Source organism: Candidatus Micropelagos thuwalensis (assembly GCF_000469155.1).
Classification (GTDB): Bacteria; Pseudomonadota; Alphaproteobacteria; order RS24; family RS24; genus Micropelagius; species Micropelagius thuwalensis.
This window is the reverse complement of record NZ_AWXE01000004.1, coordinates 435,013-446,081: the sequence shown is the minus strand read 5'-3', so window position 1 is coordinate 446,081 and position 11,069 is coordinate 435,013. Positions and strand designations below refer to the sequence as shown.

Genomic DNA, 11,069 nt, shown 5'->3' with positions numbered 1-11,069 from the left:
ATTTTAATTTCCACGCCTTAGAAAAATTTATTTTTTTGTTCACACAAGTGTATATTAACCCCGATGATTAATTCTTATAATTTCCCGCAATCCGACATTTTTATAGAGGGTAAATCACTCTCTTGTCATCGAAGTGCGCGCCTTGTTTTTACCGATCTGGATTTTAGTCTTCAATCGGGCATGGCGATGATGGTTCGAGGTGCGAACGGGTCAGGTAAAACCTCTCTATTGCGCATATTAGCTGGGTTTTTACCGATTTCCGGTGGGTCTTTAAAACGCCCTGAAACGTCCTCGCTCTATCATTACATAGGACACCAAAACGCTCTGAAAAAGCAAAAAACCGTTATGGAAAACCTGTCTTTCTGGGCGGCATTTCACGGCAATGGCATGTCATCAATATCGCCGGCAGATATTTTGCAAGCGGCGGGTATTGATGGTCTGGTGGACATGAAAACCGCTGCTTTATCTTCAGGGCAACAACGCCGACTGGCATTGACGCGTCTTATCGCCGCCCCGCGTCCGATATGGTTGCTTGATGAACCCCTGAACGGGCTGGATGATAATGGCAAAGACTGGCTAACGGACATGGCGCAGGCGCATTTAGCGCAAAATGGTTTGATAATCGCTGCCAGTCATGAGCAGTTGTCATTCACGACACATGATTTGATGATAGGCGGTGTAAAACCATGAGCAGTTTTATTGCCCTTATGCGTCAAGATGTTGTGATGGCATGGCGTGAAAATTCAGCCGGTCTTTCCATAAGTTTTTTCATGATTGCTGTTGCGTTGATACCTTTTGGTCTGGGGCCAGATTTAAAACTCTTGCATGACATTGCGCCGGGACTCGTCTGGGTGGCACTTTTACTGGCTGTGCTGTTATCGTTGGAGTCTATTTTTCAAGCTGATTTAGAAGATGGGAGTTTTGACCAATATCTCCTGTCTGACTGCCCACTTGAAATCCTGCTACTTGCGAAGGGCGTGGCGCATTGGTTGGGGATTGTTTTACCGCTGGTTCTGACCGCGCCACTCGCTGGGCTTTTATTGAATATTGATACGCCAAGCTTGCTTCCCGTTTGCTTGATTTTGTTTGCGGGTAGTCCGGCGATGAGTTTTCTCGGGATGATGGGGAGTGCTCTTGCTGCGGGGGTTTCGCGCAGTGGTTTGCTCGCCGCCCTTGTGGTGATGCCGCTTTATGTGCCGGTGTTGATTTTTGGGAGTTCTGCGTTGTCGCAAATTCTGAATGGTGCAGACACTGATGAATGGTTAAACGCCGTACTTCTTTTACTATCAATAGGCGGTGCAGCCCTATTTTTTGGTCCATTAGTTGCGGCTGCGGCATTGCGCGCTTTTCTCAAATGACCATCATGTCGCTTTGACTTTCTGTTAAGTGCAGATAGATTAACCAAATGTTTACCTACGCCAATCCAAATAGATTTATGCAACTCGCTCAGCGCCTGACTTTGCCGGTCTGGGGTTTGAGCATTGTGTGTCTCTGCGTTGGTCTTTACATGGCTTTTTCTGCTCCGGCTGATTACCAGCAAGGTATGACGGTACGCATTATGTTTATTCATGTCCCTGCCGCCTGGATGTCTTTATTTGTTTATACATTTTTGACCATTTCTTCGATCTTCGGTCTGGTATTTCGCCATCCGCTAGGTCATGTTGCCGCCAAATCTGCGGGGCTCATCGGTGCTGGCTTTACCCTGATAACGCTCATCACAGGGGCGTTTTGGGGCAAGCCGATGTGGGGAACTTGGTGGGTTTGGGATGCCCGCCTCACCTCAGTTCTGGTGCTGTTTTTCATCTATCTTGGCTATCTGGCGATATGGACGGCGATTGAAGACCCGCTACAGGCCGGGCGTGTTTCGTCGGTTCTTGCGATTGTTGGCTTTGTTAATGTGCCGATCGTTAAATTCTCAGTAGATTGGTGGAACACGCTTCACCAACCTGCAAGTGTTTCACGGTTTGATGCGCCCGCGCTTCACAGTGATTATCTCTGGCCTTTATTGGTTATGGCGTTGGGTTTCCAGCTCTTGTTTTTTGCCCTCTGGCTTTTGCGGATGCAGACAGAAATTTTTAAACAAAAATTACGTGTCAGGCGTCTGGGTTTAGTTGAAACGACAAATAGGATAGCAAGCTGAAATGGAGCATAATTTTTATATAGGCTTCAGCTATGGCGCGACGGGAGTGATTTTATGTCTGATGATTGCGCGTACCTTGCGCGCTTATTTTAGCTTCAGGAAGCAGATTGAAGATGAATTTAAATCAGAAGATGCCACCAAAAGCTCATAAGGTGAGAACATTGGGAAGACATTTCATCTTCTTTGCAGTTTTTGTTTTAATATTCATCTTGTTCTTATTTGCCCTGCAAAAAGGTGATCCCTCTTCGCTTCCTTCTGTTCTTATTAATAAATCCGTTCCGGCGTTTTCTTTATCTCCTCTTCAGACCAATCATTCGGAGAATGGCTTTAATGGATTTGATGCGTCGGATCTAAAAAAGGGTGATGTGTCTTTACTCAACATCTGGGCGAGTTGGTGTGTCCCTTGTCGTGAGGAGCACCCCGCCTTGATGTCGTTGGCACGCGCCGGTGTTCCTATTTATGGCCTTAATTATAAAGACAAAACAGAAGCGGCCATCCGTTTTTTGTCCGGTCTGGGTAACCCGTATAAAAAAATCGGTATGGACAAAGATGGCCGCGTCGCGATTGGTTTTGGTGTTTATGGTGTGCCGGAAACTTTTGTCATTGACGGTGATGGCAAGATTTTGCACCGTCATATCGGCCCTTTAACACAGGAAATAATTGCTGAAGTATTACTTCCAATGTTAGGGATATCATACGAGTAGTTGTTATTTGCGTTTCAGTGTCGCGAGGGGGTCACATGGTTTTTCAGGATAAATCACGAGATTACAATCACGTCCCGCTTTTTTCAAAACGCGCACCGGACAATGACACTCTCACCAGAAATATTTGCGACACATGCGGGTTTATTGATTACGTGAATCCAAAAATCGTCGCCGGTGTCGTTGCGCTTTGGGAAGGCAAGATACTTATGTGTCGGCGGGATATTGAGCCGCGCAAAGGTTTCTGGACACTTCCTGCAGGTTTCATGGAACAGCGAGAGACAACACAACAAGGCGCCGCCCGCGAAGCCAGAGAGGAAGCGTGTGCGGATGTCGAAATCGGCCCCTTGCTGGCAATCTATAATATTGAACGCATTAGTCAGGTGCAGATATTTTATCGGGGTTACTTGCGCTCTCCCAACATTGCTGCCGGTGATGAAACTGTTGAAGTCGCTTTATTTGACTGGGAGGAAATTCCTTGGGCAGAACTGGCATTTCCGAGTGTTTACTGGGCACTAAAATATTTTTATGAAACACGGGAAATGGATAGCTTTCCGCCTGCGCCCCAGCCGGAAGATTGGCTCGAGACTCCCGGCTTTAACTATACCGGTTAAGCGTTAAGCGATATCTTCTAGCCCGACCAGTGCACGCGCATAAGACTCCGCATCAAATAGCAGAAGGTCTTCTGCCTTTTCCCCAACACCAATATAATGTATTGGCAAATTAAGGCGCTCGGCAATCGCAACCAGTACCCCGCCGCGTGCTGTGCCATCTAGTTTGGTCATAATAATGCCAGATGTTTCGGCAGATTTTTGAAAAATCTCTGCTTGCGTGAGGGCGTTTTGCCCAGTGGTGGCGTCCAGGATGAGGAGCGAGGCATGTGGCACGTCAGGGTCAATTTTGCGAAGCACGCGGATTATTTTTTCAAGCTCAGCCATGAGGTCGGTGTTCGATTGCAAACGTCCCGCCGTATCAATCATCAAAATATCTGTGCCGGTGGTCTTGGCTTGTTGTAAAGCGTTATATGCCAGCCCTGCCGCATCACCGCCCTGCTTGGTGGTGACCACGGGGACATTGGCGCGTTCTCCCCAGATGGTAAGTTGTTCAATCGCAGCAGCTCGGAATGTGTCACCCGCTGCAAGCATCACAGATTTTCCGTCATTTTGAAATTTGTTTGCCAGCTTGCCAATGGTGGTGGTTTTACCTGCACCATTTACCCCCGTCATAAGAATGACAAATGGCTGATGCGTGTTGGGGTTTAAGGCCCCGCTATGGGGCGCGAGTTTTTCTGAAATTTCTGCGGCGAGTATTTCTTTGATGTCGGTTTCAGAAACGTCGCCCTCAATTTTTTTCTGGGCGATATTGGCGATAATATCTGCCGATGCAGATAGACCCAGATCTGAGGTTATCAACAATTCTTCAAGTTCCTGGAGTGTCTCCTTATCCAGCCGCCGACGGCGGATAATACTCCCAAGGTTTTCCCCAAGCGTGCGGCTCGATTTGGAGAGGCCGGATTTAAGGCGGTTAAAAATTCCCATCAGTTTCAGTTCTCTCTCATTCCTGTCAAGCAAGACGCTTTCCGATTAATTTTGAGCCGTCATGTCCGGTGATTTCAAAATTATATATGTCGCCTATTGGAGAGTTGTTTTCTTCTTCATTGGAAAAATCAATCATGGCAAAAGTTTCACTACGTGCTTGACCCGGTTTTTCAATCAGACCTTTTAGAGTTGAGCCTATTTGCGTTTCCAGCCAATTTTGTCTGACTTTATCACTGGCTTCGCGCAATAATCTGGCACGCTCGCGGATTGTTTCGCCAGAGAGTTGGGGCATTTTAGCCGCCGGCGTGTCAGGGCGTGGTGAAAACGGAAAAACATGAAGCCAGACAATTTCACATGTCTCAACCAGCTTGAGGGAATTTTCGAACATCTCGTCGGTTTCAGTCGGAAAGCCCGCAATGATATCTGCACCAAAGACCATATCGGGCCTTTTGGCTTTGATCTCGTGGCAAAAAGCAATTGCATCTTCACGCGTGTGGCGGCGCTTCATTCGTTTTAGAATCATATCGTCACCGGCTTGCAAAGAAAGGTGTAAATGCGGCATGACACGTTTGTCCCGCACAACACGATCAAGCAATTTAGCATCCAGTTCGACTGCATCCACGGATGACAGACGGAGTCGTTCTAGCGTGGGTGTATTTTCTAAAATAGCTGATACCAAATCGCCTAAACCCTCATTTTCAGAATCTGTAAGGTCCCCTCCCCAGCTTGTAATATCCACGCCTGTGAGGACAATTTCCCGATGACCTGATGCGATGAGCGTTTGGCAATTTTCCACGACTTCCGCTATCGGGGTTGAACGAGAATTTCCGCGCCCGAATGGGATAATGCAAAATGTACATCTATGGTCACACCCTGTTTGCACCTGAACAAAAGCGCGCGCGCGGTTTTGTTGTGGCACATTGAGTCGCGGCACGGCGCGGGTAAGCGCCATAATATCACTGACTTGAACAGTTTCGTCTTGTTGCGTGTATTGTGACGCATAAGAGGACGGTAAAAACTTTTCTTCATTACCCAGAACCTTACTGACTTCCGGCATGGCGGCGAGGGCTTCACCGTCAGTTTGGGCGGCACAGCCCGTCACAATAATTGGCGTTTCTGGTTTCGTTTTTGCCGCTTTACGTACGGCCTGACGTGCCTGTCTGACAGCTTCAGAAGTCACGGCACAGCTGTTAATGATTGTGGCTTGTGCCAGCCCGGCTTTGTGAGCTGCATCACGAATATGATCGCCGTCCAGCGCATTGAGACGGCATCCAAAATTCCTGACTGTAAGGTCGTTATTTTTCCTCACAGGCTTACCTTCCCGTCAAATTCAAATTCTGCAGGTCCGCGCATAATATATGTCTCTGCCCCCGGTTGATAGCGAATGGTGATGATGTCGCTTTCATTCCTGTCACGATTAACGGGTGGGATAATATCCACTTCGGTTCGTAATGTGCCGTCCGGCAATCTTGTTGCGCCCAGTTCAATGGCGGCGATTGCCGTCGCGCATGCGCCCGTGCCGCAGGCTTTGGTAAGCCCAGCACCGCGCTCCCATGTGTGCAACAAAATCGTTGCTCTCTCAAAATCGCGCAATATTTGCGCAAAATTTATATTTGCTTGCTGAGGAAAGAGTGGATGCATTTCAAGATCGCTACCAAATTTTGAAGCCATCCATTTGGTTTTCTTAGAAGCAAAAAATACAGCATGCGGATTGCCAACATTCACAAGAAAAGCCGGGGGCAAGTCATCATGTAATTTCACACCGTTAGTTTTGACTTCTTCGGCCACGGGAATATCAGTCCATGCAAATTTTGGCGCCGGCATGGTAACTTCCACGCGATTTTCTGGCATGACCGCGCAGGATAGTGACCCGCCGAGCGTTTCAATCACTGGGTTGGTCTGACCTTTGTGTTTCGCAATATAAGCGGCCACAGCACGCGTGCCGTTGCCGCAGGACTCCGCTTGGCTCCCATCTGCGTTAAGGATATCCATAAAACAGTCACCTTTGGATAAAGGCGGTCGCAAAATCAAAATTTGGTCGCACCCTTTGGTCGCAGGATTGTCTCTATCAGCAATATTGCGCCACATATTTTTGGAGATATCGTCAGGCAATAGCGTATTATCATCCATCACATCAAAAATGATGAAATCATTCCCCAACCCATTCATTCTGGAGAAAGGCCTCAAATTGTCCTGTCCGTTTGTTTTCGTCACAACGGGTGTCCCAAATTGTATTTACAAAAATTAGCTTAATAGCGCCTATATAGGCAGATTAGGTGAAAATAGCCAGTTTTGCATCTATTACGATATGTGAGTTTAGATGTAAGCGTCTGCTTTACTTGACTTTCTGCCTCTCTCTGCCTAGTTTGTCGTCAAATCACATAGATAAGTAACATTATCTGGTTTCGCTCATTGGAGCAAAATCAACACCCGACAACGATATTCGTCCTCGGGTGCATTATCGGTTGGAAAATAGTCATGTGGAAAGCCGTGTGACCATAGAAGCGAATGGATGAAAAATAGACATGTTTGAAACACTGTCTGAAAATCTGGAAGGTATATTTGACCGCTTGACCGGGCGCGGTGCGCTGTCTGAAAAAGATGTCGACGCCGCGCTTCAGGAAGTTCGAAAAGCGCTGTTGGAAGCCGATGTCGCCTTGCCTGTTGTCAAAGATTTCATAGCATCTGTTAAACCAGCCGCGGTGGGAGCAAATGTTCTTAAATCCGTTCAGCCGGGTCAACAAGTTATTAAAATCGTTCATGATGAGTTGGTCACTATGCTCGGGGAGGCTGTGCCACTTTCATTTGATGCTGTGCCGCCCGTGCCTGTGATGATGGTTGGTCTTCAAGGTTCCGGTAAAACAACCAGCACGGCGAAAATTGCGCGCCGACTGAAAAGCGAAAAGAAAAAAGTCCTGATGGCATCACTGGATACCTCGCGACCTGCGGCTATGGAGCAGCTTCGTGTGCTTGGAGAGCAAATTGAAGTTGAAACCCTACCGATTGTTGAAGGGCAACGTCCTGTTTCCATCGCTCAACGCGCATTGGATGCTGGTCGGCTTGGCGGTTTTGATGTGGTTATGCTTGATACGGCAGGTCGGACTAATGCGGATGAAGCTCTCATGGCAGAGCTTGCTAAGATTGAAAAAATTTCAACCCCGAAGGAAGTCTTGTTGGTTGCCGATAGTCTGACCGGTCAGGAAGCCGTCACTATTGCCGAGAAATTCAGTCAGCGTGTCAGCCTGAGTGGGATTGTCTTGACCCGAACCGAGGGTGACGGGCGCGGCGGTGCGGCTCTTTCTATGCGGCATGTGACGGGCGTCCCGATTAAGTTTTTGGGGACAGGTGAAGGCACTGACAAAATTGAGGCTTTTGATGCCCAGCGTATAGCCGGTCGAATTCTTGGCATGGGCGATGTTGTCGGATTGGTCGAAAAAGCTGCCGAAACTTTGGATGCTGAAAAAGCTGAAAAAATGGCCGCGCGCATGAAAAAAGGGCAGTTTACGCTGGAAGACATGGCGGAACAGCTCAAACAAATGCAGCGCATGGGGGGTATGGCCGGGGTGTTGAATATGCTGCCCGGTAATCTGCTGGGCAAAAAGGCCAAACAGCTTGGTAATCTTGGCATGGATGATAAAGAGCTAATCCGTCAGGCCGCGATTGTTTCGTCGATGACACAAGCCGAAAAAGACAATCCGAAATTATTAAATGCCAGCCGTAAAAAGCGGGTCGCCGCAGGGTCTGGCACGCAGGTCCAGGATGTTAACAAACTCATAAAAATGCACCGCCAAATGGCGGATATGATGAAAAAAATGGGCAAGGGTGGTCTGTCGGGCATGATGGGTGCGCTCGGTGGCGGTCTGGGTGGAAATATGGACGGATTAGGCGGAAATCTTCCTGCTGATTTACCGGCAGATTTACCAACCGGCAACCAAATGCCGGATTTTGACCAGCTTTCCAAACAATTAGGGGGATCGTCCTTCACCGACCCGTTTGCGGGCGGCGCGAAGACAGGTTTTCCCCCTAAAAAGAAATGATTAAGTGATTTGAAAGGAATATAACTTATGGCACTTAAAATTCGTATGTCCCGAGGTGGGGCAAAGAAACGTCCTTATTACCGGATTGTTGTTGCTGACAGCCGGATGCCCCGTGACGGTCGGTTTATTGAAAGAGTGGGTATTTATAACCCTCTTTTGCCGAAGGATAACACTGAGCGTCTGCAACTTGAGCTAGATCGTATCAAGCACTGGCTTGAAAAAGGTGCGAAGCCATCTGATCGCGTGGCAAGATTTTTGGATGAAGCTGGCATGTGGAAGCGTAAAGAGCGTAATAACCCACAAAAAGCTCTTCCCGGTGCCAAAGCGCAAGAGCGCTTAGCCGCCAAGCAAGAAGCTGAGGAAGCCGCGAAAGAAGCAGAGAAAGCAGCTGCTGAAGAAGCGCCTGCCGAGGAAGCACCTGCCGAAGAAGCTCCTACTGAAGAAGCTCCTGCTGAAGAAGCTCCTGCTGAAGAAGCTCCTGCTGAAGAAGCTCCTGACGAAGAAGCTCCTGCCGAAGAAGCTCCTGCTGAAGAAGCTCCTGCTGAAGAGGCTGAGAAGGAAGACTAATTGGCGTCCCGAAAAAACGGAGATGCAGGGGGTTTTCAGGGTGCGCGCGCCACTGATGCGAGCGCACCTTCCCATGATGCAAACGGCGATCGTGACACCTTTCGAATATGTGTGGGTGCGGTTGCCGGAGCACATGGGGTAAAAGGGGATGTTAGAATTAAGACATTCACTGAAAACCCCATGGATATTGCTGCTTACGGTGCTTTGTGGGATGAGGTCGGGCAAAATTCTTTTGAGATTTTAGATGCCTATCCTGATAAAATGGGTGCTCGTGTTCGATTTAAAAACATCACATCACGGTCACATGCAGAAGCACTTAAAGGTACCCGTCTTTATATTACGCGCGATAACCTGCCTAAACTGGAAGAAGAAGATTATTATCATGCTGATTTGATAGGCCTTGTGGCGGTGACAGAACAAGGTGAGAAACTGGGGACGGTTAAAGCTGTTTATAATTTTGGCTCAGCCGACTTGCTGGATATTGATGGCCAGTTTATTCCCTTTACCAAAATCAATATACCTGAAATTGATTTTCAATCAGGAACGCTTATAGTTATCCCGCCACAAGATTTTGACGATGAGGCAAGCGAATGAGTTGGCAAGCCTGTGTGATTACTCTTTTACCGGAAGCTTTTCCCGGCATGTTGGGACACGCGCTGGCTGGTCGTGCACTGGATGAAGGCGTTTGGTCGCTCGATATTGTCGCTTTGCGTGATTTCGGGACGGGCAAGCATCAATCCGTGGATGATACGCCGTCAGGCGGTGGCGCAGGTATGGTGTTACGCGCAGATATCGCGGCGGCGGCCTATGATGCAGCGATTGCGGCACATCCCGGTTTGCCGGTTATGTCAATGACCCCGCGCGGCAAACCTCTAACCCAGAAACGGGTTCAGGAATTGGCAGATGGCCCGGGTGTCATTGTCTTTTGCTCGCGTTTTGAAGGTATAGATGAGCGTTTTTACGATACACGCGAGGTTGAAGAAGTCAGCCTTGGCGATTATGTATTGTCTGGCGGTGAAGTCGCCGCGCAAGTCGTGTTGGATGCGGCTTTGCGCTTGCGCCCTGGTGTTATGGGCGATGCGCGTTCGGGTGAAGATGAAAGTTTCTCAGCGGGTTTGTTGGAATACCCGCATTATACACGACCGGCAGAGTTTGAAGGGCATAGCATCCCCGAAATTCTGACGTCTGGCGACCACGCTAAGGTAGAGGCCTGGCGGCAGGAGATGTCTGAACAAATTACCCGCGAAAGACGACCAGATTTGTGGGAAATCTACAAAAAAAAGCCCTAATCGGGTGTATTTTACCGATTTTAACACCTACAGCATATATTGTGCATTTATATGGTGAAATTACCTGTTTTTATGGGCAAAAAGGGGTGACAAGGGTGAGTTTCCGTGTTAATTGCCCCCATTCGGTTTGAAACTGTGTTTTCAAAGTAGAAATTTTTTGATGCCGATAACTGTACCAAACATATTCGGCTAGGCTTAATAGGTGGCCTGCGGGCTGTTTTTAGCCAGTTTATAATGGATGATGCCATGAACTTGATTGATGAACTGAACCGCGAACATATTGCAGAAATTGCTGCAGACAAAAACGTGCCGGATTTCCAAGCTGGAGATACGTTAAAGGTGAATGTGAAGGTTAAGGAAGGCACGCGCGAGCGTATTCAGGCCTATGAAGGTGTGTGTATTGCCCGCTCAGGCAGTGGCCTCAATTCCAGCTTTACCGTACGTAAGATTAGCTATGGTGAAGGTGTTGAGCGTGTTTTTCCCATTTACAGCCCGCTGGTTGACAGCATTGAGGTGGTACGTCGTGGACGCGTCCGTCGCGCAAAACTTTATTACCTGCGCGGATTGACTGGTAAAGCAGCCAGAATTACTGAGCGCCGGACAGCGCGTAAAGTCGCTGAAAATCCTGCTGTGGATGCCCAGCCGGTACAAGAAGAATCTCAAATTGACACGGCTGAAGCTATTACACCTACTGAAGGTGGCACTGAATAAGCCGCTGGTTTCTTGAATGCCATTCATTGTGGTATCTTTTTGTTTGTGCCCTGGCAGTTAAAATTCATTCAATTCAGGGCTGTTTT

At 48.2% G+C, this 11,069-nt stretch carries 14 protein-coding genes; 11 read left to right on the top strand and 3 right to left on the bottom strand.

Translation table 11 applies throughout. The features are described 5' to 3' along the window. Nucleotides 1-63: 63 nt before the first annotated feature. The 6 genes from ccmA to RS24_RS06735 are packed head-to-tail and all read left to right on the top strand — an operon-like array spanning nt 64 to nt 3,455. On the top strand, nt 64-690 hold the full coding sequence (gene ccmA, locus RS24_RS06755; protein WP_021777453.1) for a heme ABC exporter ATP-binding protein CcmA: 627 nt from the start codon (nt 64-66) through the stop codon (nt 688-690). Further along, nucleotides 687-1,358: a heme exporter protein CcmB gene (gene ccmB / locus RS24_RS06750; RefSeq protein WP_021777452.1), complete on the top strand. Its 672-nt coding sequence runs from the start codon at nt 687-689 to the stop codon at nt 1,356-1,358. Before ccmA ends, ccmB begins: the two co-directional genes overlap by 4 nt. A 47-nt stretch (nt 1,359-1,405) precedes the next feature. Continuing rightward, the gene (locus tag RS24_RS06745; protein ID WP_021777451.1) at nt 1,406-2,140 is read left to right on the top strand and encodes a heme ABC transporter permease; all 735 of its coding nucleotides are present in this window, start codon (nt 1,406-1,408) and stop codon (nt 2,138-2,140) included. A 1-nt stretch (nt 2,141) separates the two neighbouring features. Further along, on the top strand, nt 2,142-2,291 hold the full coding sequence (gene ccmD, locus RS24_RS09875; RefSeq protein WP_021777450.1) for a heme exporter protein CcmD: 150 nt from the start codon (nt 2,142-2,144) through the stop codon (nt 2,289-2,291). Nucleotide 2,292: 1 nt separating this feature from the next. Then, nucleotides 2,293-2,844: a DsbE family thiol:disulfide interchange protein gene (locus RS24_RS06740; protein WP_320409032.1), complete on the top strand. Its 552-nt coding sequence runs from the start codon at nt 2,293-2,295 to the stop codon at nt 2,842-2,844. Between the two features lie 35 nt (nt 2,845-2,879). Then, nucleotides 2,880-3,455, top strand: coding sequence for an NUDIX hydrolase (locus RS24_RS06735; protein WP_021777448.1), 576 nt, complete (start codon nt 2,880-2,882; stop codon nt 3,453-3,455). A gap of 3 nt (nt 3,456-3,458) precedes the next feature. Here the strand turns inward: RS24_RS06735 and ftsY are convergent, their stop codons facing one another. The 3 genes from ftsY to dapF are packed head-to-tail and all read right to left on the bottom strand — an operon-like array spanning nt 3,459 to nt 6,593. Further along, the gene (gene ftsY / locus RS24_RS06730) at nt 3,459-4,412 is read right to left on the bottom strand and encodes a signal recognition particle-docking protein FtsY (protein ID WP_021777447.1); all 954 of its coding nucleotides are present in this window, start codon (nt 4,410-4,412) and stop codon (nt 3,459-3,461) included. After that, nucleotides 4,405-5,688: a tRNA (N(6)-L-threonylcarbamoyladenosine(37)-C(2))-methylthiotransferase MtaB gene (mtaB, locus tag RS24_RS06725; protein WP_021777446.1), complete on the bottom strand. Its 1,284-nt coding sequence runs from the start codon at nt 5,686-5,688 to the stop codon at nt 4,405-4,407. The genes ftsY and mtaB overlap by 8 nt, the downstream gene beginning before the upstream one ends. Further along, the gene (gene dapF / locus RS24_RS06720; protein ID WP_131443751.1) at nt 5,685-6,593 is read right to left on the bottom strand and encodes a diaminopimelate epimerase; all 909 of its coding nucleotides are present in this window, start codon (nt 6,591-6,593) and stop codon (nt 5,685-5,687) included. Before dapF ends, mtaB begins: the two co-directional genes overlap by 4 nt. 311 nt (nt 6,594-6,904) lie before the next feature. On the opposite strand from dapF, the gene ffh reads away from it, so the two are divergent. From ffh to rplS, 5 genes are all read left to right on the top strand, one after another. Continuing rightward, the gene (ffh, locus tag RS24_RS06715; protein ID WP_021777444.1) at nt 6,905-8,416 is read left to right on the top strand and encodes a signal recognition particle protein; all 1,512 of its coding nucleotides are present in this window, start codon (nt 6,905-6,907) and stop codon (nt 8,414-8,416) included. Between the two features lie 27 nt (nt 8,417-8,443). Then, on the top strand, nt 8,444-8,983 hold the full coding sequence (rpsP, locus tag RS24_RS06710; protein WP_021777443.1) for a 30S ribosomal protein S16: 540 nt from the start codon (nt 8,444-8,446) through the stop codon (nt 8,981-8,983). Beyond that, entirely contained in the window at nt 8,984-9,577 is a 594-nt protein-coding gene (gene rimM / locus RS24_RS06705) for a ribosome maturation factor RimM (RefSeq protein ID WP_021777442.1), read from the top strand. Beyond that, nucleotides 9,574-10,272: a tRNA (guanosine(37)-N1)-methyltransferase TrmD gene (trmD, locus tag RS24_RS06700; RefSeq protein WP_021777441.1), complete on the top strand. Its 699-nt coding sequence runs from the start codon at nt 9,574-9,576 to the stop codon at nt 10,270-10,272. Before rimM ends, trmD begins: the two co-directional genes overlap by 4 nt. 246 nt (nt 10,273-10,518) lie before the next feature. Then, a complete protein-coding gene (gene rplS / locus RS24_RS06695; RefSeq protein WP_021777440.1) occupies nt 10,519-10,983 on the top strand; it encodes a 50S ribosomal protein L19 in 465 nt (154 codons plus the stop codon). Nucleotides 10,984-11,069 lie beyond the last annotated feature (86 nt).